The sequence below is a fragment of the Rhizobium leguminosarum genome (assembly GCF_010668065.1).
Classification (GTDB): Bacteria; Pseudomonadota; Alphaproteobacteria; order Rhizobiales; family Rhizobiaceae; genus Rhizobium; species Rhizobium leguminosarum_S.
Genome location: NZ_WUEN01000002.1, coordinates 599,973 through 623,508 on the forward strand (window position 1 = coordinate 599,973; position 23,536 = coordinate 623,508).

Annotated in this window: 20 protein-coding genes and 5 tRNA genes; 14 read left to right on the forward strand and 11 right to left on the reverse strand. The window is 56.7% G+C overall.

All coding sequences use genetic code 11. The annotated features are described in order from the left end of the window. Positions 1-374: 374 nt before the first annotated feature. From GR198_RS07410 to GR198_RS07430, 5 genes are all read left to right on the forward strand, one after another. On the forward strand, positions 375-2,108 hold the full coding sequence (locus GR198_RS07410; protein ID WP_130827401.1) for a KAP family P-loop NTPase fold protein: 1,734 nt from the start codon (positions 375-377) through the stop codon (positions 2,106-2,108). A gap of 9 nt (positions 2,109-2,117) precedes the next feature. Next, positions 2,118-2,873 (forward strand): hypothetical protein, encoded by a 756-nt coding sequence (locus GR198_RS07415; RefSeq protein WP_164068138.1) that lies wholly within the window; start codon positions 2,118-2,120, stop codon positions 2,871-2,873. Next, positions 2,870-4,192 (forward strand): Qat anti-phage system QueC-like protein QatC, encoded by a 1,323-nt coding sequence (qatC, locus tag GR198_RS07420; RefSeq protein WP_164068140.1) that lies wholly within the window; start codon positions 2,870-2,872, stop codon positions 4,190-4,192. The genes GR198_RS07415 and qatC overlap by 4 nt, the downstream gene beginning before the upstream one ends. Continuing rightward, positions 4,189-4,917: a Qat anti-phage system TatD family nuclease QatD gene (gene qatD, locus GR198_RS07425; RefSeq protein ID WP_164068142.1), complete on the forward strand. Its 729-nt coding sequence runs from the start codon at positions 4,189-4,191 to the stop codon at positions 4,915-4,917. Before qatC ends, qatD begins: the two co-directional genes overlap by 4 nt. Before the next feature lie 397 nt (positions 4,918-5,314). Then, complete coding sequence (locus tag GR198_RS07430) at positions 5,315-6,034, forward strand: hypothetical protein (RefSeq protein WP_164068144.1); 720 nt, start codon at positions 5,315-5,317, stop codon at positions 6,032-6,034. On the opposite strand, the gene GR198_RS07435 is transcribed toward GR198_RS07430, so the two are convergent. Then, complete coding sequence (locus GR198_RS07435) at positions 5,962-6,990, reverse strand: hypothetical protein (protein WP_164068146.1); 1,029 nt, start codon at positions 6,988-6,990, stop codon at positions 5,962-5,964. The two genes, GR198_RS07430 and GR198_RS07435, sit on opposite strands and share 73 nt — an antisense overlap. A 1,238-nt stretch (positions 6,991-8,228) precedes the next feature. On the opposite strand from GR198_RS07435, the gene GR198_RS07440 reads away from it, so the two are divergent. Together GR198_RS07440 and GR198_RS07445 are read left to right on the forward strand one after the other, a co-directional pair. After that, positions 8,229-8,717: a recombinase family protein gene (locus GR198_RS07440; RefSeq protein WP_164068148.1), complete on the forward strand. Its 489-nt coding sequence runs from the start codon at positions 8,229-8,231 to the stop codon at positions 8,715-8,717. A 364-nt stretch (positions 8,718-9,081) separates the two neighbouring features. Further along, the gene (locus GR198_RS07445; protein ID WP_164068271.1) at positions 9,082-10,743 is read left to right on the forward strand and encodes a recombinase family protein; all 1,662 of its coding nucleotides are present in this window, start codon (positions 9,082-9,084) and stop codon (positions 10,741-10,743) included. Here the strand turns inward: GR198_RS07445 and GR198_RS07450 are convergent. From GR198_RS07450 to GR198_RS07460, 3 genes are all read right to left on the reverse strand, one after another. Then, a tRNA-Arg gene (locus GR198_RS07450) sits at positions 10,702-10,778 on the reverse strand. The genes GR198_RS07445 and GR198_RS07450 overlap by 42 nt on opposite strands. Positions 10,779-10,835: 57 nt before the next feature. Beyond that, positions 10,836-11,141 (reverse strand): ETC complex I subunit, encoded by a 306-nt coding sequence (locus GR198_RS07455; protein ID WP_003539138.1) that lies wholly within the window; start codon positions 11,139-11,141, stop codon positions 10,836-10,838. Between the two features lie 322 nt (positions 11,142-11,463). Then, positions 11,464-11,721 (reverse strand): hypothetical protein, encoded by a 258-nt coding sequence (locus GR198_RS07460; protein WP_164067642.1) that lies wholly within the window; start codon positions 11,719-11,721, stop codon positions 11,464-11,466. A 61-nt stretch (positions 11,722-11,782) separates the two neighbouring features. Between GR198_RS07460 and GR198_RS07465 the strand changes: the two genes are divergently transcribed. Then, positions 11,783-11,859: transfer RNA gene (locus GR198_RS07465), tRNA-Pro, on the forward strand. A gap of 59 nt (positions 11,860-11,918) precedes the next feature. Here the strand turns inward: GR198_RS07465 and GR198_RS07470 are convergent. Further along, positions 11,919-12,407, reverse strand: coding sequence for a DUF192 domain-containing protein (locus tag GR198_RS07470; RefSeq protein ID WP_011651707.1), 489 nt, complete (start codon positions 12,405-12,407; stop codon positions 11,919-11,921). Between the two features lie 2 nt (positions 12,408-12,409). Further along, the gene (locus GR198_RS07475) at positions 12,410-12,988 is read right to left on the reverse strand and encodes a cold-shock protein (RefSeq protein WP_003539135.1); all 579 of its coding nucleotides are present in this window, start codon (positions 12,986-12,988) and stop codon (positions 12,410-12,412) included. A gap of 195 nt (positions 12,989-13,183) precedes the next feature. Here GR198_RS07475 and gloA point away from each other — a divergent pair, with 195 nt between their 5' ends. From gloA to GR198_RS07505, 6 genes are all read left to right on the forward strand, one after another. Further along, positions 13,184-13,624, forward strand: a complete 441-nt coding sequence (gloA, locus tag GR198_RS07480) for a lactoylglutathione lyase (protein ID WP_130792841.1) — start codon at positions 13,184-13,186, stop codon at positions 13,622-13,624. Between the two features lie 176 nt (positions 13,625-13,800). Beyond that, on the forward strand, positions 13,801-14,859 hold the full coding sequence (locus tag GR198_RS07485; RefSeq protein WP_409514051.1) for a YcbK family protein: 1,059 nt from the start codon (positions 13,801-13,803) through the stop codon (positions 14,857-14,859). A 197-nt stretch (positions 14,860-15,056) separates the two neighbouring features. Then, positions 15,057-15,131: transfer RNA gene (locus tag GR198_RS07490), tRNA-Glu, on the forward strand. Between the two features lie 74 nt (positions 15,132-15,205). Beyond that, a tRNA-Glu gene (locus GR198_RS07495) sits at positions 15,206-15,280 on the forward strand. Positions 15,281-16,603: 1,323 nt separating this feature from the next. Next, positions 16,604-17,479: a DUF4238 domain-containing protein gene (locus GR198_RS07500; RefSeq protein ID WP_164068150.1), complete on the forward strand. Its 876-nt coding sequence runs from the start codon at positions 16,604-16,606 to the stop codon at positions 17,477-17,479. Positions 17,480-17,840: 361 nt separating this feature from the next. After that, positions 17,841-17,915, forward strand: a tRNA-Glu gene (locus tag GR198_RS07505). A 49-nt stretch (positions 17,916-17,964) separates the two neighbouring features. Here the strand turns inward: GR198_RS07505 and recJ are convergent. The 5 genes from recJ to GR198_RS07530 form a co-directional block, all read right to left on the reverse strand. Next, the gene (recJ, locus tag GR198_RS07510; RefSeq protein WP_164023720.1) at positions 17,965-19,767 is read right to left on the reverse strand and encodes a single-stranded-DNA-specific exonuclease RecJ; all 1,803 of its coding nucleotides are present in this window, start codon (positions 19,765-19,767) and stop codon (positions 17,965-17,967) included. An 80-nt stretch (positions 19,768-19,847) separates the two neighbouring features. Then, a complete protein-coding gene (locus GR198_RS07515; protein WP_164023719.1) occupies positions 19,848-20,093 on the reverse strand; it encodes a hypothetical protein in 246 nt (81 codons plus the stop codon). A gap of 160 nt (positions 20,094-20,253) precedes the next feature. After that, positions 20,254-21,579, reverse strand: a complete 1,326-nt coding sequence (locus tag GR198_RS07520) for a homoserine dehydrogenase (RefSeq protein WP_029873131.1) — start codon at positions 21,577-21,579, stop codon at positions 20,254-20,256. Between the two features lie 61 nt (positions 21,580-21,640). Beyond that, positions 21,641-22,858, reverse strand: coding sequence for an LL-diaminopimelate aminotransferase (locus GR198_RS07525; RefSeq protein ID WP_164045614.1), 1,218 nt, complete (start codon positions 22,856-22,858; stop codon positions 21,641-21,643). Positions 22,859-23,079: 221 nt separating this feature from the next. Then, complete coding sequence (locus GR198_RS07530; RefSeq protein ID WP_020049736.1) at positions 23,080-23,493, reverse strand: hypothetical protein; 414 nt, start codon at positions 23,491-23,493, stop codon at positions 23,080-23,082. Between the last annotated feature and the right edge of the window lie 43 nt (positions 23,494-23,536).

Here is a 23,536-nt window from a genome sequence, read left to right on the forward strand (position 1 = left end):
TCGCTCGAAAGCAAGCGTGTTCCTCTTTTGTTCTTATTCGAAATGTGAGTCAATGTGCATATAAAAGTGGGCGCTCCGCGAACTGCAACCTGTCCACATGCTACTGCAGCCGAACTGCGAATGGATTCAATCACCTAAAGAGGGGCAATCCACAGGCGCTAAAATGTCATCGATAAGAAAAAATACCTACGATCAAACTGGCCGCGCTCCGCAACTATCAGAGCGCACTCGAATGCAAAACGGTGTGAAGCGAGGCGGTCATTTCCGCCGTTAACGGACCTCGCCCTATAGTCACAACCAAAAAAAGTCGGTGAAGACAACTTAAAGGTTAATTTGACGCTTGACGAAAATGGGTGTGCGGGCACAGTCAGAGCATGTGGTCAGATAACGAAACAAGCATAGATTACCTCAATTACATCGAAGTCGCGGAACTGATCTGTGACATGGTCACCGATGAGAGCCTGTTACCTCTCTCCGTCGGGGTGTACGGCGGCTGGGGCGCTGGAAAATCCAGTGTCCTGAAGCTGGTCGAAAGCTCGCTGTCCAAAAGATCAGACGTCATCGTCATTGAGTTTGACGCTTGGCTCTACCAGGGGTTCGACGAAGCCAAAACTGCCCTGATGACGGTCATCGCGTCCGAACTCATGGCCAAAGCACCTGACTCAGTGAAAGACAAAGCTCTCGATCTGATGCGACGCGCGAATAAGTTGAAGTTCCTTGGCCTGGGAGCCGAACTTGGCTTGGCGGCGATGGGCATGCCAACCTTCGGCTTTGTCTCGAAAATGCTGGGATCAGCACAAGACGCGTACGAAGGAAACGCTGACGAAAAAGACCTCGAAACAATCCAAGACGGCGCAAAGGTTGCCAAAGCCAAAACCGAGGGACTGTTTCGGCCGAAAGATATCAAAACGCCGCCGGAGGAAATCACCGCGTTCAAGGCTGAGTTCAGTGCGGTGCTGCAAGCGATGGGAAAGCGGCTGGTCGTATTCGTCGACAATCTCGACCGTTGCCTGCCCGAAAATGCGATCAAAAGCCTTGAAGCGATGCGCCTTTTCCTATCCATGCCCAATGCGGCCTTCATCATTGCCGCAGACGTGGACATGATCAGACACGCAGTGTCGGCGCAGTTTCAGGGGGCTTCGCCACGCCACGTCGTCGACTATCTCGACAAGCTGATCCAATTCCCGGTGAACGTCCCTAAGCTTGGCATGCGAGAGGTTCTATCATTCCTTTGCATGTTGATCGCCAGCCGCTCCGGCGTACCCGAAGAAAAGATCGAAACTCTCAGGTCCTACCTCATCGGAAGTATCCAGACGTCATGGAGGAATGACGTCGAACTGAAGCGCGACGACGTCGTCGCTGCCCTTGGGGCGGACGCCGCCCTCGCGGCCCAAATAGACATGGCCTTCCGCATCGCTCCGATCCTTGCTCATTCCAAGGCTGTCGGCGGGAACCCGCGCGTCATCAAACGCATGATGAACATCATCAGGATGCGACATGCAACGGCAAAGCGGCGGTCCATGCAATTGGACGAGGCCGTGATTACCAAGCTCGCCCTCTTCGAGCGCTGTACCGACGAGGCGGCATTCAAGGCGTTGCTTGACCTCATCAACGCGGCCCCGAATGGCAAGCCGCAACTGTTCGAGCCAAATCAGAAGGCACCTATCCAAGTGCCTGAGGCATTCGAGAAGCACCGAACTTTTGTTGATGAGTGGCTCGATATCGAACCGTCTCTCAAAGACGTCGATTTGCGCCCGGCCGTGTATCTAGCCCGGGAGACCTTGCCGTTGCAGCTCAAATCAAAAAGCCTTTCGGCCGAGGCCAGAAAGGCCGTGGGCGACCTCCTGAAAATACCAACATTGAGTTCGCAAGCAGCGCTTGTCACGATTTCCAAGATTCCAACCGACGAGACGCTGGACGTCATGCAAGAGCTTGTTGGTGCTCTTCGCCAGAACAGTGACTGGAGCCGCAAGCGGACTGACCTCACGGGACCAATTATCCTGGCGCAGGAGAGACCCGACAGTGCTGGCGTGCTCGCGGCTTTCTTGAATCAAATTCCAGGTAAAGCGCCGTGGCTCCAACACATGTTGAAGGGGCTTAACGAATGAGGGGGGAATATGGGAACATCAGCATCATCAAGGGGCACCAATAGTAGCCAGCCGCTGGTGCCTGCATGGGCGGACGATGAACCAGGCAAGCCATTGCCGACGCCCGAGGCACAACGTTTCCGCTCGTTCAGGACCGCCTTCGGCAAAGCTGTTGCCGGTGGAGGCGACAAAGGCGATCTAAGAAAAGCGCTTGGTCACTTCGCCCGAACAGCGACGGGTGGAAGCGCCGTCGGACCTCGCCGCTTTGGAAATGTTTATACGGCAGGCGGCGGGCTGTATTCGGCCCTGCGCGATATCGCCGATGGCAACGCCGTCCCAGGTCTCGACCCAAGCCAATTTGTCGGCAGGTCGACCGACTACTTTGCCCAAGCGCTTGGTCAGTTTCTAGCAGGCGACACAGCCGACGCCGATAGGATCAACGCCGCTGTCCAGGAAGCGGTGGCTGCCGTTTTAGACTTGAACGAGACGTTTGATCCAGCCGCACTAACGGATGACGTCATCTCGGAACTACTCTCGGAATTTCTGTCGCAGTCCGTTTTCCAGGCCATTGTCGAAGAAGCTGGCGGCGCATGGGACCGCGCCGATGACGAGAAGAAGACTGCTGATTGCGAGCAGGCTTTGCTCGATCTCGTACGGGTGGTCGTCGACAAGTCCCTTCAGCAACGGTTGAAAGGTGGTTCAAGGGGCTTCACCCAAACCGAGATAAAGGACTTCATGCGAGAGGCAACAACGACCGCCTGGAGCGACTGGGAGAGCTACCAATGACCGTCAATCGTCTAAAATTCCACACAAGCGATTTTGATGCAGCCTCCCGTAGCGGAACGGGTATCCTCGACATAAGGCTTTACGGGGTCACGAACCTGGCGGATGCCGCTCACATCGGTAACAGCGTTCCAGAGCAAGTCGAGCGCCTAAGCGCTCCCACCTCAACGGCGGCATTTGACTTTCTCTCAATCGCTCTTGCTGTAACGGCTGCGGATTCTTTTTCACCACGTCACGTCAGCGGCGAAAACGGTTGGGCCCGGACATTTGAGCTGGACGTGCCGCTGGTGAGCCCACAGACATGGCAACCAGTTCGGGAGCGCCTTGAGAAAGTGCTGGCTTTCCTGAGCGGCGACACCTGGACTTTGGCTTTTAGAGCTGGCGGTCGAGGCAAGCCGCCCACCATGCAAACCAGAAAGAGACGATCCGCAAATCTAGGCGGTGTCGATTGCGTCAGCCTTTTTTCCGGCGGCCTCGATAGTTGGATCGGAGTGAACAACCTGCTACGCGACAGGAAGGTCCCCGTCCTTGTCAGCCACGCGTATACGGGCGACCGCCAATATCAGAACAGATTGTTTCCATCTCTTCGCGGCCGGGCCGAGCGCTTTATCGCGAACGCAAGTCCTATGAGGCAGTTCAGTGGTCATGATACCACGATGCGAACCAGGAGCTTTAACTTCCTTGCCTACGCTGCCATCGCAGCAGACGCTGTCGCCCAGCTGAGACCAAATTCCGGGCCGGTGCCGCTCTACGTTCCCGAGAACGGCTTTATCGCCCTCAATGCGCCGCTGACGCCGCGACGGATCGGCTCGTTGAGCACACGAACGACCCATCCCCATTTCCTCTCTGAACTGCAAGATATTTTGACGGCTGTCGGAATTCGGGCAAAGATCGATAATCCGTACAGGCACATGACAAAGGGACAAATGCTAAGGGAGTTCAAGCCGGATAGCTCGGAAATGGCTGCTTCAATGAGGACCGTTTCTTGTGGCAAGTGGAAACGGAAAGGCGTTCAATGCGGCCACTGCGTTCCCTGTATAATCCGACGGTCGGCATTTTTTGCTGCAGGGATAAAAGATGTAACGCAATATGGCCGCACTCTTCGGGATGCAATCAACGACGACAATGTCCACTTGAAGGACGACGTTATGTCGATGGTGGCAGCTGCTCAGACAACGACGAAAGCAACGCTGCACAAACGAGCGTTGTCAAGCGGGCCTCTTCCTTGGAATACGCAGGAACGCCAAGGCTGGTTTGACGTACATGAGCAGGGGCTATACGAGGTCGGGCAGTATCTGCGATCCGAAAGCATCATGAGTTGATCGACTTCCATTGCCACCTTGACCTCTTTCCCGATCCTGTCAGGGCTGTAGCGGCAGCAAGAGAGGCAGACCTCTACGTCCTCTCCGTAACGACCACTCCCAAAGCTTTCATCAAGACCGCCAAACTGGCTTCGGGCTGCAAAAAGATCAAGACGGCTCTCGGTCTTCATCCGGAAATCGCACATGAGCGGAAATCCGAGCTGCCGCTGTTCGACCGCCTGATAACGGAAACGCGCTACGTCGGAGAGGTCGGTCTGGACGGAAGCCGCGACTACGCTGATCATTTTGACGACCAGAAGGTGGTCTTCAATCATATCTTGTCGACCTGTTCCAAGGTAGGTGGCCGCATCCTATCGATACACAGTCGCAATGCCGCCACCAAGGTTTTAGACGCACTGGAGCGCCATCCGGATTTCGGCATTGCTGTTCTTCATTGGTTTTCCGGAACTCCGTCGCAGCTTCAAAGAGCAACTGAGATGGGGTGCTGGTTTTCGGTCGGAGCCCCGATGGTCAAATCTGCCAAGGGGCGAGAATTGATATCCCAGATGCCGATGCAAAGGGTACTCACCGAAACCGACGCGCCCTTCACCTCAAAGCCGGGAGGAACTTATTCTTCTGCGGAAGTGAATTTTGCGACCGAGGGCCTCGCTGCGATCTGGGGGAAAAGCATCGTCGAGACGAACAGGATGATCACGGAGAATTTGAAGTCGTTGCTGAAGAGCTGACGCTAATATTTGCGATCTACCCCCTCGACGAAGATCATCCGTGTGACCTTTCCTTGCAATCACTCCGAATGTAGCGCATCGCCCACGCCGCTGATCATTGTTTTCCCCTTGGGTGGATCGAGGCTTTCAGCAGTCATCCGCGCCTCTCCTTCCCCTTTGGAGTAAATGGCAAGGAGACGAGGATTCCAGCAGATGCAGGCGAGGCGCTCGGAGCATCACCAAGGGTTACCACTTGGGAAATGTTTTATGGCTCGGGACGCGAGACTGAAACGATATATTCTTGAGTGGACAATGCTGACTCTTACGGGCCAAGCCGCTAGCCTCATTTAAAGAAGTTAGTTCCTCCGACGCAGAGAACGCACATCCGGACTTACACATCGTGCATGAAGTGGTTGGAATGTCGCTTTTCAGAAATTCCGTCGTCCATGTTGGTTCCTGGGCCGCCCTCGTCGGCTTCGGGCTTTGGGCCTACCATGAACCCGGTTTCGAGCCGATTATCGGCCTGATCGCCGGGGCAGTCGGTATCGTTACCAACTTCGAGGATTTCCCACTTGGTCGTGGAAACCGCCGGAAACTGACTCCCGAGGCGAAGATTGCGCTACGCGACAAGTGGCGTCCCGTTTTCGAAAATTTCTTTCTCATAGCCGCACGCGACAGCTACCGCACCGACGTCATCGTTCATGATGTTGCCCGCCTCGACCATTATCCGGACATCGACGAGAAAAGCCAAGGCATCTCAGCTTGGTTTCGAGTTGGCTTAATGGGGACCTACAACCGGGGTGTCCTTCTTGGCCTCCGATGGACCTTTCTACGGCAGGAAGGAAATGGTGAATGGGTTGAATATCTGTCTCACCCTCCAGAAGATGCACTGAAGGTCATGCTCTTAGCGGAGATGCCCTACGAGTTGATCGAGTCTTTCACCCCTGACGGCGATAAGTTTTACAACAAGCCGCATCTGTTTTGTCATTTCGACTATGGTGGCCAGCCATATGAGCGCCTCTTTTACGGAGAACAAACCCAACTGTTTGCGAACTCTCCTTATCACTATACGGAGATAGCCGAATTCAAGCCACCACCGTTTTTGGAGCGGCTGAAGGAGAAGTATCGTCTTTTCTGAAACGGACGACGAAGGGGCCCTTCGTCCAACGCCATCAATATCATAGGGTGCTCCGCAGAAGCATGACGACCGATTTTAAAGGGCCGGAAACATCCATAGCGGCTTTGGCCGAAACTACAGCACGTCAAGGAACCGCTGGCGACCGCCATCCCACACCGACCCCGTCCAAGGATCGTCAGGATTTCTTGTTGAGAAATGGCGGTAGTCATTCGCGCACCGCGACCGATTTCCTGACGATGTGCAATTTGCGAACCCAGCCTATCGGAGCTTTGAGAATTCGGACATGAATCCTTGTCGATCTGTTCGTTCGGGGCCGGAATACGGAGAAACCGAGCCCGCGCGGGCATGTCCTCTGGCCGCATATAGAGGAATCTCGATGCCTGATCCGTCGACAGCGTGCCTGTGCCCCAGAGCCGAAGGATTTCCCTTTCCATCTCGTCGTATTTGGCCGGGAAATTGAACGGTGCCATTTCGGCTGCCAGTGCCCGCCCGTAAGCTTCGCTGGCCTTCGCAAGTTCATGGTAGCTGTTAAGCGGCAAATCCCGTTCGATGGCTCGTTTTTCCAACTTGTCACCGTCAATTCCAAGCAAGACAGTGGCCGGTTGAGTTCCTAGCCGGTCGTCGCTCCATGCACGCAACACATGATCCGTCCATTCAGGGTGATCCGGACCGATTTCCTGCGGCTGCTGTTCCCGATAAAGAGCAACGGCCTTGTCGATCATCTCTAGGGCAATAGCTCCCGGCATGTAGCCAGCGTCGGGCCACTCGCCCCAAGCTTCGACATGCCACCACATCGGCGGGCGGTCCCCGTCTTCGACATAGCCAATTTCGAGACTCCATTGTGCCCCTCTCGCTCGGAAATAAAAGGGTCGACCGTCAATGTTACCTTCGCCTTGAACGGGGACGCTTCCGCCAAGCCAACGCAAGACGTATCCGTTGCGCTCGATTCCTTTCATCCTTCCGCCTCCTATTGCACACTGTCGTCGGAAGTCGTCAAAACCCGTGCAGACGCCACTAGTCAGCGTTCAGATCGAGCGTTCGTCGAATCGGCCAGGATTCTCTCAATATCCGGGTGGCTCTCGTAAGACATCGAGATTTGTAGACCGTCAACATCATCGTATTTTACGTTGATCGAGTCCTGCCACAGCGGCTCAGTAGGCTGAATGAAACCCCGTTGCCGGATTTTTGTTGACGTGAACTCGCCTCTCAAAAAACATGTGCTGACGAACGGCGAATTCCACTACAACTTCGGGATATCCTTGATTGGGTCAAAGGGATGATGCCGGGTTTTGTCTTACCATCAGGTCTAGATCGTCAGGGGGCCAACTCGCTTTTTGCCGCACCTCGCAGAAGTTGTCGTAGGGCCATCTTCCAGCGTACCCGCCGCTCGATCAATACATCAGCCTGCTTATCCAGATCGGCTTTGATCGGTTTATGAAATCCGATATCTCCACATGTAAAGGCCTCACCTTCTCCGGGTGTCGTCTTGCTGAGTGACTTCCCCGTTTTGGCACCGGCATGCCGAATGCGAGCCCATTTCGGATGGTTCTCACGGAATATAAATTGCAGAAATAAAGAATGAACACGCGAATTTATGAAAGAAAATTGTCAAAATGCGAAGGCCAGAGACGCCTTCATTCATCCATTGAAGACTTGGTTTAAATAGACATCTCCTTACGATTCGAACAAATCGCCAAGGAAACGGCATCGACAATTAGTTATAATTCCGAAAATCGTAAAGAAATTGAATATAAATTCACTTCGTGAATTATTCATACTGTCTTACGCCGCGATTAACAAGCAACACTACCCGCTCAATAGTCCGCACCTTTACAATAGTCGCCCCTTTGCTTCACGATCACAAGCGTGTTGGACGGTTATCCACACCTAGTGCACTTAGAACACAGCGTCGCGCGGTTTAAAGGAGTGGCGACTATGGGAAAGCCTACAGACGGGAGCGACGGGCACTACAGCGTAAGTGATCAAGCCAAATCAAGCCGATTTCGCGGCAGCAGGCGGTCCACTAACCTCAAATCAAGCTTCCACATAAGTCAGATCAGGCGAAACCGCAGGCATCGTATCATCCGGCTATCCTTTGCTCCGTTTGTACCACCCACCGAGTTGGAGGTGAACACTCTCCTTACAACCCTCGGCGAGGCATTAGAAACGTGTTCTCAGAACTGGAGGAATGCTCGTGACCGTCCAACCAGCTGAGAAAGCGGATAACAACCTGCCCAAGCCGGGCACGACCATGGTCATTTACTGCCGCACCGTATCACGGGATTCCGACATTGACCGGCAGGAACTTCATCTTCGTCAGTTCGCCGAGCGCAACGGTTGGCACATCCTTTCAGTATTTCACGACCGGGGCAAATCCGGACTGTCACGTGAGAGAGATGGGCTAAACCGTCTTTGCTCTCAGGCGCTTCATCCCCGTCGCCCGTTCAACCATATCCTGACTACTTCGCCCTCGCGAATCTCTCGCGACATAGTCCACTACAACGAACTAGTGAGGACGCTGCTCGATAAAGGGGTCCACTGGGTCTTTGCTGATGTACCGACCAACAGTGGGAACCACGGCCCCCTTAGGGATCTGAGCGGCATTTTCGACAGCTACATCGCCCGACGCGAAGCGATTGAAAAACATGAACGGTCGAACAAGGGGGAAAACAGTGACCACTAAAAGGCGTAGCAAAAAATCGGGTGTCCTGCGTGAACCTTTGCCAAAAATAGGTTTCCGGCGTGCTTTCTACTTCAATCAATTCTGTGGCGGGTATGGCCGATGAAAAAGCGTCTTCACCAAAATGCCTATCAGGGGAAAGCGCCAATGATACGACCGACAAATATCTCGCGCCGAGAACGGAGTCCCAGCCGGACATCAGGGCGGGTTAGCATTCTGCTAATCAAGGACGATTGGCCCGACAAGTCACCCATACGCCCAATAGAAGTTCGAGTCGTCCAAGATTATTTGAGTGTCGAGATTAACGCGATCCTGCCGCCCTCGTCCAAGGTTCCTCATTAGCTTCAAACGAAGGAAACGCACGACAATGGAAAGAGTTGATGAAGCATCCAGCCCAAAAGTCAGACGAGCAGCTGGATATTTTAGGGTCTCCACCGGCCGACAAGCAGAAAGCGATTTGTCTATTCCGGATCAACGGAACCAGGCGCTTGAATACTGCCGCCGAAAAGGATGGGAACTGGTCGATGAATTTATCGAACCGGGACAGTCCGCGACCGATGACAATCGCCCGGCTTTACAGGAAATGATCGCGCAAGCGATAAGCCACGGAAATCCCTACGATGTCATCATCGTCCATTCGTACTCGCGGTTTTTCCGCGATGACTTTGCGATGGAATATTACATTCGAAAATTGGCTAAGGCCGATGTCGAAGTCGTTTCAATCACACAGGAACTCGGTAACGACCCGGCCCAGATAATGATGCGACACATAATCGGGCTCTTTGATGAATATCAATCCAGGGAAACCGCTAAACATACGCTCCGATCAATGAAAGAGAACGCTCGTCAGGGCTTCTATAACGGTGCCCGGTTACCACTCGGATACAAAGCCGTAGAAATTGAAACACGCGGTCATCGGGTGAAGAAAAAGGTCGTTGTCGAGCCAACAGAAGCGGAAACGGTCAGACTGCTTTTCCAGCTCTATCTTCGCGGCGACGGCACTAGCGGCCCTCTTGGTTGCAAGGCACTTGTCAGTTGGTTGAATGAGCGAGGATACCGAACCAAAACGGATTCACGGTTCGGCGTCGGATCGGTGGCGTTCATATTGAAGAACCGCAGCTACACAGGCGAGTTTATCTTTAATCGACAAGAGTCAAAGACTCGGAAATTAAAGCCGATTTCGGAACAGGTGGTCGTGCCCGTCCCACCCATTATTTCACGAGAGGAATTCGAGGCCACTCAAGCAACGCTGCAAGTAAGGAATCGCCAAGTGACCCCGCCTCGGATTGTGACAGCGCGGACCTTACTGTCTGGCCTAGTTTATTGCTCGCAATGCGGTGCCAGTATGATGCTACGAACGGGCACCTCCCATACTGGAAAAGTCCATAGGTACTACTCGTGCCGAGCGAACCTGCGGACTGGCAAATCCGCGTGCGACGGCATCTCGATCAGAATGGAAACGCTGGATGCTGACGTGGTGCGACATCTTTCGGATCGATTGCTGACAGTAGAAAGAATAGCGGAACTGATATCGTCCATATCTGCGGATCGAAATGAAAAGAACGCTAGTGCTGGTCGGAGGGTCGCCGAACTAACTTCCGACCTCAGGGAAACTGAGGCTCGATTGAGGCGGATTTATCTTTCCATTGAAGAAGGTGTCGCTCAGGCAGACGATCTATTTCGATCCAGAATTGCCCAGTTACAGGCTGACCGTCAAAAAGCCATCGATGCTTTGGCGCGTTTGAGAGCGACAACCAAAATTGTCGAAGCAGTGACGCCTGAGGCTATTCTCAGATTTTCTGAAGTGATGCGTGAGAATATTGCCACCGGCGAGCCTGGATTTCGCCGCGCGTACATGCGATCTGTCGTTGAGCGCATCGTTGTAGGCCCAAGAACAATCAAAATCTTTGGAATTAAGGCGACGCTCGAAAGCGCTCTAAGAGCTGACTTCTTACCTTACACGTCGGTTCGCAGTTTTGAACGGAATTGGCGACCCCTGCAGGAATCGAACCTGCGACAACCTGCTTAGAAGGCAGGTGCTCTATCCAGCTGAGCTAAGGGGCCGTCCGGCGGCCGCGTCTCACGAGCGCGACCGGATGCGGCATATCTGGACCAGAAATCTCAATGCGTCCAGGGCTGCGTGCGGGTATAGCGGAAATTGTCCGGATAGGCGACGACCTGGCGAACCGGATCCTTCGGTGCGATGACGCGGTATTCGATGCCGTTGCGCTGGGCGTAGGCTTCGGCGAGTTCCTGCGTTTCGAAGGTGAGCTTCACCTGCTGGCGCATATCGCCCGAGGAAGTGTAGCCCATGATCGGATCGATTTTGCGCGCCGACTCCTGATCGTATTCAAGCACCCAGAGATGGGTCTTGGCCTTGCCTGACTGCATGGCGGTCTTGGCTGGACGATAGATCTTGGCAGACATGACTGCAGCGTCTCCGACTATGCGGGCAGCGCCCGCCTTTCATGGTCTCAATCCCGTTGCCGGCCCGTTCTCGGACCTTGGCATCATCGCTGAGGATAATGCCAAGAGATGAATTTTGCTTAGCCGCGAATCCCCGCTTTTTCAAGATAAAAGGCGGTGTGCGACACGGCTGCCGACTCCGTCGCATGACGGCCGACACCGCCTCCCCTTCAAATCCGGTGATTGCCAGCCGGATTTCGCAATATTTCCGCTTGTCTCACCTTGTGATCACAACCTGATTGCCGCTGCCTTCCCTCGGCACTAGTTTACGGCTCAATCGATTTCAGTGGATTTGCAGCTCATGATGAGACGTTCGGCGGAGTTCAATGCCATTGTGATAGGCGCTAGCATCACGGCGTTCTTCTACGTTGTCATCAGCTACGCCCAATATATCGGCCTGATCGCCCACGGCTAATTTAGCCTTGTGCTGACGTACAATTGCGCCAGGCAGACCGAACTCGTGCGCCTGGCAAGCAGGCTGGCCGCCTATCAACATTTTTCTGCCTTGCATCCACAGGTCCGGCGAGGAATCTTCGGCCACAGCTGGATTTATGGGTTGCGACGGCGAAGTGAACCGTGTATCTCCCCTGCCATTCACGGCACGGAGTGTAGCGCAGCCTGGTAGCGCATCTGGTTTGGGACCAGAGGGTCGGGAGTTCGAATCTCTCCACTCCGACCATTCAAATATCCCGATATTGTTGAATTCCTTGACAGCCGCGTCGCGGCTCGCATGCGCCGTCACTTCGCCTTCTTCGTCGTCGTGGCGCTGACGATCCTGTCGCCGGGCTTGATTCCGAGTTTGGCAACGATGCCGGCATTGAGTTCGACGACGTATTTCACCGCAACCATCGAATCGATGATGTCGCGCGAATAGGGCACTGCCTTTTCCTTGACGTGGCGGATCGTGCCGGTGTCGTCGGCAAAAAGCATGTCGAGCGGCAGGATGGTGTTTTCCATCCACATGGTGACGCGCCGCGGCTGGTCGAAATCGAAGATCATGCCGGCATCATCGGCCATCGTCTTGCGAAACATCAGTCCGCGGGCGCGCTGATCCGGGGTCGCGGCGATCTCGACGGTGAAATGCAGCACCTTGCCCGCAGCGGTCTGGATGAGCAGCGGCTCCTTGTCGAACCGCATCTCCTCGTCAGCCAAGGCCGGCAGCGCAACCATGAAAAAAAGCGCCAATAAGGCGCTTCTGATGGCATCAAATAGGATTAGGCCGCGCATGTTCAGTGCGACCGGCTTGCCGGGCTCGGAACGTCGGGATGGATCTCTGCGGCCATCAGGCCCTTTTCGCCGTCGCCGAAGCGGACGAGAACCACCTGGCCGGGGCGGAGCTCCGTCAGGCCGAAGCGGCGGAGCGTCTCCATATGCACGAAGATATCTTCGGTGCCCTCGCCGCGCGTCAGGAAGCCGAAGCCCTTGGTGCGGTTGAACCACTTGACTAGCGCACGCTCGAGGCCGCTCGTCGCGGTAACCTGCACATGGGTGCGTACCGGCGGCAGCTGCGAGGGATGAACCGCGGTCGACTGGTCCATCGAGAGGATCTTGAAAGCCTGGTAGCCGCGCTCGCGGCGCTGGATGAGGGCAACGATGCGCGTTCCCTCAAGGATCGTCTGGTAACCGTCGCGGCGCAGGCAGGTCACGTGCAGGAGAACATCCTGCAAGCCGTTGTCGGGTACGATGAAGCCGAAACCCTTGGCGACATCGAACCACTTGACGACGCCGGTGATTTCAACAAGATCGACCGCCTCTCCTGATAGCTCGTCGAGGTCGGAGTATTCGTTCGATGAAATCCTGTCAGCCATTGTCGCCAGCCCCTCGAATACGCGTCACACTGTTACGGTTAACTGATTCTTGAAATCAAGATTAACATCTTGGTAACGGATAAGCGCAAGTCCTAGTTTTCGGTTATTCCCAGGTGCACATTTTATAAAGTTGACTTGCCCGAAGCTGACCTCGGTTCGCCGAAAAAAGCCAGCCCCAATAAAGGAGTAAATAGAATGCGTTATCTACATACAATGGTTCGTGTCAAAGACCTGGACGCCTCGCTTGCCTTTTACACCACGCTGTTCGGACTGGAGGAAATTCGCCGCCACGAAAACGAGAAGGGCCGCTTCACCCTGGTTTTCCTGGCTGCTCGCGACGATCTCGACCGTGCGCGCAGCGAAAAAGCCCCCTGCCTCGAGCTTACCTACAATTGGGACACGGAAGATTATAGCGGAGGTCGCAATTTCGGCCACCTCGCCTATGAGGTCGACGATATTTACGCCACCTGCCAGAATCTGATGGACAACGGCATCACCATCAACCGGCCGCCGCGCGACGGGAACATGGCCTTCGTGCGCTCGCCCGACGGCATCTCGATCGAAATCCTGCAGAAGGGCAACCCGCTTCCGGCCACTGAGCCCTGGGCCTCGATGGGCAATACCGGCGCCTGGTAAGGGTTTTTGCCGCAAGGCTTTTGCGAGGCTTGCGGCTTTTTCGATTTCGGGTCCGGCCGGCGCCTCGGCGCTTGCCGCGATCCGACGCCGCAGGCAATCTCCTGGCGACTCGAAGCGGATAGAGAAGCGTTTTTCGCTTATTTTCCGCATCAACTGGAGACTGTCGCTTGCGTAAGATGCAGATGCGGATGCCCGTGACGGGCGCTTTGCTGATCGCCACCTCGGTGCTGGCGCTGTCCGGCTGCGCGTCGGACAAGAAGGCGCTCGATTCGGCGGCGGTGGTTCCGGCTGTGCCCGCCGCAGCACCACAGCTGGCCACGGCAGCGCCTGCAAGCCCTGCCCCACGTTCGGTCTATACCGATCCCCGGCTCGTCAACGTCTCCGGCGTCCCGGGCGCGCCTCAGGTCGTGGCACAAGATCCGAATGCAGCCGTCCCGCCCGCCGGTTCGGCAACGGCGGCGCCCGCCAATATCGGCGGGCTCGTCCTGCAGTCGACCCGGATCAACGCGCAGGCGATGAGCATCTTTTCCGATCACCAGCCGGCGCCGCAGAACAACAGCACATCCACCGTCATTCAGCCGCAGGCCTATGTGCCGGTGGAAAGTGCAGCACCGGCGCGAAGCAGCGTCTACAGCCAGCCGCCCGTGCCTCCACAGCCGGCGGAGCCGGTGCTGCCGCAGCAATCCTCGCAGAATAGCAGCACGCAGCTTGCGCCCGTGCAGACGGCGTCGCTGGCGACGGGCAGCATTCCCACCTCGACGATGAACGCGCTCTACAGCGCGCCGAAGCAGAACCTGCTTGGCAGCCTCTCCGGCCTACTGCACAAGGCGTCCCTGCCCGGCATGACGCGCATCGCGCCGAACGGGCTGCATCTCCAGAACGACAAGGTCGAGGTCGGCTGCTTCAAGCCCGACCTGCTGAAAGTGATCAAGATGGTCGAAAGTCATTTCGGCCGGCCGGTCATCGTCACCTCCGGCTACCGTGACGAAGAGCATAACCGCCTCGTCGGCGGCGCCGACGAATCGATGCACAAGAGCTGCGAGGCCGCCGACATCCAGATCGACGGTGTTACGAAATGGGATATCGCCGCCTATATCCGCTCGTTGCCGGACCGCGGCGGCGTCGGCACCTACTGCCACACGGATTCGGTTCACCTCGACACCGGCAAAAGCCGTGACTGGAACTGGGGCTGCGGCGGCAAGCGCGCACCAATAGCGACGGCAAGAGCGATCTGACGGCCGCGCGGTTTTCGCATTACGTTACGGCAGCAGCACCTCGTCTCGTTAAAGAAACAACCGGCAGCCTATTGATTCAGCTTCAATAATCGGCTTCTCGACCGCGCTCGGATTTCCTGTCATTTTTTTGAAAGAAAACCGCAATTCCGCTTGCGGGATTCAAAACGCCTGACTATAAGGGCGCCACCACGAAGGAAGCGCCCTTCGTCTATCGGTTAGGACACCAGATTTTCATTCTGGGAAGAGGGGTTCGACTCCCCTAGGGCGTACCACTTTCTCTCCAAATAGAAGCCATCACTTCCGCTTGCAGAAGCCGGCGCACGCTCCTATTTTAACGAGGCTGCCTGCGCCCTTCGTCTATCGGTTAGGACGACAGATTCTCATTCTGTAAAGAGGGGTTCGACTCCCCTAGGGCGTACCAAATTCTATATAAATCAAATAGTTCTTTCAAAGTGAGACAAAAGTCGCCTCACTGAAATCATTGCGCTCATCTGTCAGTCGATTTCGCGCGTCGACTATTTGTTAGGTTGGCGAGGCCACTTCACCGGTTCCTCTGGCCAGTTTAGATTTTCCGGAGGAAAGCCTTGGCGAGACAACGATGCGAATTGGCTGCCTCTATCCTTTAAGTCCGAAGATGACGGTGTGAAGGTGTTCTTACTCTCGATTGTCGTCAGATAGCCGTCAATCAGTTCGTAGTGCACCTTATCCCGAAGAAGCTCAAAAACGATCACCTCCAGGTTCTCTACTCGACGGTTGAGCTGCGCGATCCGGAAGTCCCGGCGATCATCCTCAGTGTCACCATTCACTCGGAGGTGTTTGTCTGGTTGTAAGCCCACAGTATTCTCCTTCGTTGCCTGAGCTGCAATATCGGCTTAATGCTGCACCGAGGTGGTCGAGACACAGATTTTGTGAGTGATGTGCGTATCTAGCTCCCAAAATATGTGCCAGATTTAGTAGCTTTCAGCCGATCGCCTATACGCATCGTGGGGCTCGATATTTCGTCGCCAACACTTATGCTGCCGAAAGGCGCGTCGCTTTTAATATCTTATCGCCACGGAGCGATCATCCCCGGGTTCATACACTTCGAGGCTATAGATGGTTTTTTTACTCACAGGCATCTCCCCTTCATCAATTCTTTGATTCCGCTGTTTCTTTTGAAGTCAACGAGATCCTAAAGGGATCTGGCGCACACGCCTTGCAAAGCATGGTGCCTTTGGGCCCAGGACTTCCTCCATAAAAATGGGGCCCAAACTGGAATTCGATGGCGCAGCGATCACAGTTGTAGAAGTATTTGTCGTCGCGCATCTCTTTAAACGGCACAGCGGCATCCTCCAGAATCAGTGTCACGCTGTCATGACTATCGGCGAGGACGCAAGATGATCATGACTGAACCGGGGCGACCAATGGGAAGGGCACTATCCGCATCCTTCCGAGATCCTGCGCAGTCTGATTGAGCCCCATGCGCAATTTTGCGCTGGGGTACTGTAACTCAGGCGCGCGGCCGATCTGGCATCGCTAGATCGGCAATGCTTCGGTCGACGACAGTTCTTGGCCGCCTTTGGCGAAAGCCGTATACTTTCCATCGCTGTCGATCGTTACAACTTCGCCGGAAGTCGTCGTGAATGTGATCTGACGATTTCCGAAATCGATATTCTTGACAAAGGCTTCTGGATGAAGCCATCGAGGACACGGGACGCGCGGCGCGGCGCGGCGTGCTTATCACTTCGGAGGTGTTGGATAACCTGTGTCTGCCAAGGCTCATCACTTCGTCCCTCAGTTCATTTTGCGTAATTTCACCGACAATTGTGGTCACCTACATTTCTGGCGGCGCGACAAGGGAGTGGAGAATATCGGTATGTCGTCGCCGAGAAATCTCTTCCAAGAGACGCATCTTTATTCTTCCTACTCACAGGACGGTCGTCGGGATAATCGATTGGAACAGTTTTTTGCTAATAAAATTGAACCCGACACCGCAACGCTGTTCAGACGGTTGCTAGACGAAGTTCGGTCGGGGAGCGTGCCGGAGCTTTCAGCGAAGGACTGGGCAACTTGGAGAAGCTTCTGGTATTTTCAAATGAAGCGATCGCCCGGCTATATGCGCTCGATGGCAGATGTGACCAACGTTGAAAGGTATGTTGACGGCCAACTCGCCAAAGCTCAAGCCGACAATGTTATCGACGCGACAGTCGCGCAGACGCTCAAACCAAGGATGCTTCAAAACATCAATGTCGCCGCACAGGCTGCTGGTCCAAGTGAGAAGGTCCAGAGACGGCTAGCTGGTCTCGGGATAGCTATCTACTATTCGTCAAATGCACATAAGAGCTTCGTGGTCGGCGATATCCCGGGGGCCAGCGTTTCATTGAAGTCGGCTGACGGAACAACGACGTTCGCGCGCTTCTTGCCGATCTCCGATGACGTTGCTTTGGGCTTAAGTGACGGTCCTCCTTCCGTGACCATAGTTAACGTACCGCCCACGGTAGTCCGCAGAATGAACGAGGCGACATTGGCGCGGTCGGAGGTCATCGCTGGAAGATCGAAAGCTCTCGTTGCATCACTCGCGCGCGCAGCAACGATGCAGGTTTCTGCCGCACTCTCTCCTTCCGGATCGGGAACAAAATAGAGACACAGTTTGTCACCTTTTGTGGGTGACAAAAAGTGAGACAAAAACGCCAAAAAAAATTAACAAAATCAAAGGCCGATTTTCCCCATGTCCCCTTAGGGCGTACCACTCCTGATGATAGGCCATCGTCATCCGTTTCGATCGACCTTGGCCGGCCCTATGAGTCCCCTTGAGGAGAACCCTTCGGGTTCGCGCAATGCGGCCCATCCTAGCCCACCGGCTCGATTTTTCTCCACTCCGCCGTAACCAACGCCGCGATTTTCCACAGCAGCAAAAAAATCGGCGAAAACGATGATTTTTTCGCGCCTTGGCGCTTGCGGCCTTCGAAGGTGCTGACTATAAGGGCGCCACCACGAAGGAAGCGCCCTTCGTCTATCGGTTAGGACACCAGATTTTCATTCTGGGAAGAGGGGTTCGACTCCCCTAGGGCGTACCACTTTCTCTCCCTTGACACTTCCCATCGTCAGCGCTCTTGCGCGACCGCTCTATTTTGCCGGCGCTGCATCGCAGACGCGGAGCTGGATGCGGCGTGCGCCCTGGTAATGATCGGCACCGAGCGAACCGGCGACATGCAGGCTGGCGCCGCGTGAATTGATGAGAAGATTACCAAGCGGCGTATCGGCGGCGCGGAAGGCGATGCCGTCGAGCCGCGATCCGTCCATGGCCTCCAGCGTCACCTTCACATGTTTCTCGCCGACCAGGCGGGCATCGCGCAGACGATGCGCCGGCACGGCAAAGAGCGGCTGTGCGTGGCCAGAGCCATAGGGGCCGGCGGCCTCCAGGCGATCGATAAGTTCGAGGGTGGCGCCGCTTGCGCCGATCGCGCCGTCGATCTTCAGCGTTTCGTTGGCGACGAGGCTGGCCACCGTCCTCTCGGCCTTCTCCGTGAAGAAGGTCCTCAGCCTGCCGAGATCGGCGCGCTCGACCGTCAGGCCCGCAGCCATGGCGTGGCCGCCGCCCTTGACGAGCAGCCCCTCGTCGACCGCAGCCCGGACCATCCTGCCCATATCGAAGCCGTTGATCGAGCGGCCCGAGCCGGTGCCGCGGCCGGAGGGATCGAAGGCGATCGCGAAGGCCGGGCGCTTGAATTTCTCTTTCAACCGCGCCGCGATCAGCCCGACGATGCCGGGATGCCATTTCTCATGGGCGGTAACGATGACGGAGGCGCCCTCGCCGTCGCCATATTCGGCAAGTGCCTCGGCTTCAGCCTCCTGCAGCATGATCGCCTCCATCGCCTGGCGTTCGCGATTGAGCTCGTCCAGGCGCTGCGCGATCACCTCCGCCTCTCCGGCGTCATCAAGCGTCAGCAGCCGGCTTCCGAGTGCCGCGTCGCCGATCCGCCCGCCGGCATTGATGCGCGGGCCGATCAGGAAACCGAAATGATAGGGTGTCACCGGGCCGGCGAGCCCCGCCTTGCGGAACAGTGCTGCAAGCCCGGCATTGCTCTGGTGGCGGGCAGCGACCAGGCCCTTCACGACATAGGCGCGATTGAGGCCCTTCAGCGGCACGACATCGCAGACCGTCGCAAGTGCCACGATATCCAGCCATTGCAGCAGGTCGATCGCCAGGATGCGCTTGTTGCCGGCCGCACGCAGCAGCCGGAGCGTCGCAACCAGCACCATGAAGACGACGCCGGCGGCGCAAAGATGCCCCTGCCCCGAGAGATCGTCCTCGCGGTTCGGGTTGACCAGCGCATGGCAGCGCGGCAGCTCATGTGTCACCTGGTGGTGATCGATGACGACGACATCGATGTTGCGCGCGGCAGCGGCGGCCAGAGCCTCATGACTGGTGGAGCCGCAATCGACGGTGACGATCAGTTGAGCGCCGTTATCGATCAACTGGTTGATCGCCGCCGGATTGGGGCCGTAACCTTCGAAGACGCGGTCGGGGATATAGATGGTCGCCTTGACACCGAAATGGCTGAGAAAACGAAACATCAGCGCCGAGGAGGCTGCGCCGTCGACGTCGTAGTCGCCGAAAATCGCGACGCTCTCGCCGCGCTCGATCGCGCGCAGGAGGCGGGTCGCGGCCTTTTCGCAGTCGGTCAGCTTATGGGGATCGGGCATCAGGCTGCGGATCGTCGGATCGAGGAATTCGATCGCCTCGTCTACCGTCACGCCGCGCCCGGCGAGCACCCGGGCGATCAGATCCGGCAATCCATGTATCTGCGACATGGCCAGCGCGCGGTTCTGACCTGCCTGGTCGAGCCGCGCCACCCAGCGATTGTCGAGCGCGGATTTCTCCACGCCGAGAAACGCGCGCTGTACCGGATCGACGAGATCTGCCATGCCACACTCCGCTGACTTCATCTGCTCTTTCTACAGGAGCAGCGGAGATAACATAGCGATGGATTTGCAGACACGGGTTTTTACCAAAACACCGCCCAGATGATCATGGCGATGCCGGCGAACTGCACCAGCAGGAACGAAAACAGCGTCAGCAGAATGGCCCAGTTGCGGCCTTCCGTGTTTTCCTCGTCATCAGCCTCATCAGAGACCTCTTGAAGAATTTCACGGTAGGCCGGCTTGAGGATTTCCTCAGGCATATCAGGATGGTTCGGCGGCACATCGCTCGGGTAGCCATACCCCTTCCCGGCGTGGCTGTCCTTGCTCATGAAATTCTCCACCCAGACGACTCACCATCTTAGGTTTAGTTATATCAATATTTCGGTATCTGTTAATATAGACTTCCGTAACGAAAGGTTGAATAGATAACAAAAAAACCGCCCTGCAGGGACAGGGCGGCGCAACGGTCCTCCGGGACGAGAAAAAGGCTCAGCCTTCCTCTTTCGGCCGTTCGATGCGAATGACCTGCGGCTCGCCGAAGAGATAGCCTTCCGACTTGATCGAGGCGACCGCCCTGCGCACCGACTCTTCCATCGTCGCATGGGTGACGAGAATGATTGTCTGGTGGTGCGATGGCGCCAGATGCTGCTTGGAGCGCTGGACGATCGATTCCAGCGAAATGTTGTTTTCGGCCATACGGGTTGCGACGCTGGCAAAGACGCCGGTGCGGTCGAGCACGGTCAGGCGGATGAAATAGCCGCCCTCGTGGCTCTGCATCTGCGCCTTGCGGTAGGGCTCCAGCGTCGTTGCGGGATGGCCGAGCACCGGCACGCGCTGAGCGCCCGGCTGGCTCTTGGCGATATCGGCGATATCGCCAAGCACCGACGAGGCCGTGGCGTTGCCGCCGGCGCCAGGCCCGACCATCAGCAGTTCGCCGAGCACGTCGGATTCGATCGCCACCGCATTGGTGACGCCGTCGACCTGGGCGATGACCGAATCGACCGGCACCATTGTGGGATGGACGCGCTGCTCGATGCCGGTATCGGTGCGCTGGGCAACGCCCAAGAGCTTGATGCGATAACCGAGCTCGGCCGCGGCGTGGATATCCTCGATCGAGATGTTGGTGATGCCTTCCAGATAGATGTCGTCGGCGGCGATCTGATTGCCGAAGGCGAGCGTCGTCAGGATGGAAAGCTTATGGGCCGTGTCGTTGCCCTCGATATCGAAGGCCGGATCGGCCTCGGCATAACCCAGCCGCTGCGCCTCCTTGAGGCATTCGGCGAAGGAAAGCCCCTCCTTCTCCATCTTGGTCAGGATGTAATTGCAGGTGCCGTTCATGATGCCATAGATACGCGAGACGGAATTGCCCGTCAGCGATTCACGCAGCGCCTTGATGACCGGGATGCCGCCGGCGACCGCCGCCTCGAAGTTCAGCAGCGACCCTTTCTCCTCGGCGATCGTCGCAAGCTCGACGCCGTGATAGGCAAGCAGCGCCTTGTTGGCTGTCACCACATGGAGACCACGCTGGAGTGCCGTACGCACCGAGATGTTGGCAGCCCCTTCGGCGCCGCCCATCAGCTCGACGAAGACGTCGATATCGCCTTTTTCGGCAAGCTCTTCCGGCCGGTCGAACCAGGTAACAGTGGAAAGATCGATGCCGCGGTCCCTCGCCTTGTCACGTGCCGAGACGGCCGTGATGGTGATCGGACGCCCGCAGGTGACGGCAAGCTCGTTGCTCTTCTGCTGAATGATGCGGACAAGCGAGGCGCCAACGGTGCCCAAGCCCGCAATGCCGATTTTGAGGGCATCTGCCATGGATCGATCCTGAAATATCTGTGTGGCGGCAGCCGCCGGACGCGGCTGCCCGAGAGTTGGATTAGCGGTGTGCGTTCAGCGAGATGACGTTGTGCATCGTCTCGTCTGCCGTCGACATGAACTTCTTGATGTTGCGCGCAGCCTGGCGGATGCGGTGTTCGTTCTCGACAAGTGCAAGACGGACGTAGTCGTCGCCCATTTCGCCGAAGCCGATGCCCGGGGCAACGGCGACGTCGGCCTTCTCGACCAGCAGCTTGGAGAATTCCAGCGAGCCGAGATGACGGAACTTTTCCGGGATCTTTGCCCAGGCGAACATCGTCGCAGCCGGCGGCGGCACCTCGAAACCGGCCTTGCCGAAGCTTTCGACCATGACGTCGCGGCGACGTTTATAGACGTTGCGGACTTCCGCAATGTCGGAGCCATCGCCGTTCAGCGCATGCGTCGCCGCCACCTGGATCGGCGTGAAGGCGCCGTAGTCGAGATAGGACTTGACGCGGGTGAGCGCCGCTATCAGTCGCTCGTTGCCGACGGCAAATCCCATGCGCCAGCCGGGCATGGAGAAGGTTTTCGACATCGAGGTGAACTCGACGGTCACGTCCATCGCGCCCGGCACTTCCAGAACCGACGGCGGCGGGGCGCCGTCGAAGTAGATTTCCGAATAGGCAAGGTCGGAGAGCACGATGATGTCGTGCTTCTTGGCGAAGGCGATGACGTCCTTGTAGAAATCGAGCGTCGCGACATAGGCCGTCGGGTTCGAGGGATAATTGAGAACCAGCGCCAAGGGCTTCGGGATCGAATGCCGGACGGCACGTTCGAGCGGTTCGAAGAAGCTCGCATCCGGCTCCACCGACATGGAACGGATCACGCCGCCCGCCATCAGGAAGCCGAAGGCGTGGATCGGATAGGTAGGGTTCGGGCAGAGGATCACGTCGCCAGGCGCGGTGATTGCCTGCGCCATGTTGGCGAAGCCTTCCTTGGAGCCCAAGGTGGCGACCACCTGCGTATCCGGGTTGAGCTTGACGCCGAAACGGCGGGCATAATAGGCGGCCTGGGCGCGGCGCAGGCCCGGAATGCCCTTGGAAGAGGAATAACGGTGCGTGCGCGGATCCTGCACGACCTCGCACAGCTTGTCGACGATCGACTGGGGAGTGGGAAGGTCGGGGTTTCCCATGCCGAGATCGATGATATCGGCGCCGCCCGCTCGCGCGCTTGCCTTCAAACGGTTGACCTGTTCGAAAACATAAGGCGGCAAACGCCGGACTTTGTGAAACTCTTCCATCTCATTCCCCATGGAAAGGCGGCATTTCGGGCCGCAGTCGAAGTTCGTTCCGTCTCCCGGCGGCTGCGACACGAACTTCAGAATCGCAACGCCGTATTCATCAGACCCAAGCGACGCGGCGAATCTTTGACGGAAAGGCCGCGTAACGCGCTTTATCGGGAAAATTGTATCTTCCGATCCTTGCCGAAGGCTTTGCGTCCAAATTGCCTGAAAGGCAAGGTCTATTTGGAGATTTCAGACAGCGTATCAGTGCCGTGCTCGGCGGCGAGACGCCGCATTTCGGCGACCTTGGCCTGATATTCGGCTTCCGAAAGCGCCCCTGCCTTGCGCCGGGCGGCAAGTGCCGTCAGCTGATGCTGCAGTTCGGCCGCCTGCTCGTCGCTCATCTGGACATTGGCGGCGGTCAGCGGCGCGCCGAAATTCGGATAGCCGTCCGGGTATTTTGCAAGGCCGCCCTCGGCCGCCTCGCCCTTGGTGGCAGGCATGACGACGGCGGTCGGCGCCGCTCGCTTGGCGGCGGCTGCGGCTTTTTGTTCCGCCGTCAGATTGCATCCGGCAAGAGCCATCGCCGCCGCGGCGCAGATCAGTGCGGTGCGGTTGAAGGTTGCGATGCGCCGAATGCCGTTCTTCGTCATGCCTCAAAAATCCAGTTTTGACTGCTTCGACTGTTAAATTTGT

Coding starts and splice junctions, on each gene's coding strand:
- GR198_RS07410 (WP_130827401.1), top strand. CDS start 375: ATGTGGTCAGATAACGAAACAAGCATAGATTACCTCAATTACATCGAA.
- GR198_RS07415 (WP_164068138.1), top strand. CDS start 2,118: ATGGGAACATCAGCATCATCAAGGGGCACCAATAGTAGCCAGCCGCTG.
- qatC (WP_164068140.1), top strand. CDS start 2,870: ATGACCGTCAATCGTCTAAAATTCCACACAAGCGATTTTGATGCAGCC.
- GR198_RS07430 (WP_164068144.1), top strand. CDS start 5,315: ATGTCGCTTTTCAGAAATTCCGTCGTCCATGTTGGTTCCTGGGCCGCC.
- GR198_RS07435 (WP_164068146.1), bottom strand. CDS start 6,990: ATGAAAGGAATCGAGCGCAACGGATACGTCTTGCGTTGGCTTGGCGGA.
- GR198_RS07445 (WP_164068271.1), top strand. CDS start 9,082: ATGGAAAGAGTTGATGAAGCATCCAGCCCAAAAGTCAGACGAGCAGCT.
- GR198_RS07455 (WP_003539138.1), bottom strand. CDS start 11,141: ATGTCTGCCAAGATCTATCGTCCAGCCAAGACCGCCATGCAGTCAGGC.
- GR198_RS07470 (WP_011651707.1), bottom strand. CDS start 12,407: ATGCGCGGCCTAATCCTATTTGATGCCATCAGAAGCGCCTTATTGGCG.
- GR198_RS07475 (WP_003539135.1), bottom strand. CDS start 12,988: ATGGCTGACAGGATTTCATCGAACGAATACTCCGACCTCGACGAGCTA.
- gloA (WP_130792841.1), top strand. CDS start 13,184: ATGCGTTATCTACATACAATGGTTCGTGTCAAAGACCTGGACGCCTCG.
- GR198_RS07485 (WP_409514051.1), top strand. CDS start 13,801: ATGCAGATGCGGATGCCCGTGACGGGCGCTTTGCTGATCGCCACCTCG.
- recJ (WP_164023720.1), bottom strand. CDS start 19,767: ATGGCAGATCTCGTCGATCCGGTACAGCGCGCGTTTCTCGGCGTGGAG.
- GR198_RS07515 (WP_164023719.1), bottom strand. CDS start 20,093: ATGAGCAAGGACAGCCACGCCGGGAAGGGGTATGGCTACCCGAGCGAT.
- GR198_RS07520 (WP_029873131.1), bottom strand. CDS start 21,579: ATGGCAGATGCCCTCAAAATCGGCATTGCGGGCTTGGGCACCGTTGGC.
- GR198_RS07525 (WP_164045614.1), bottom strand. CDS start 22,858: ATGGAAGAGTTTCACAAAGTCCGGCGTTTGCCGCCTTATGTTTTCGAA.
- GR198_RS07530 (WP_020049736.1), bottom strand. CDS start 23,493: ATGACGAAGAACGGCATTCGGCGCATCGCAACCTTCAACCGCACCGCA.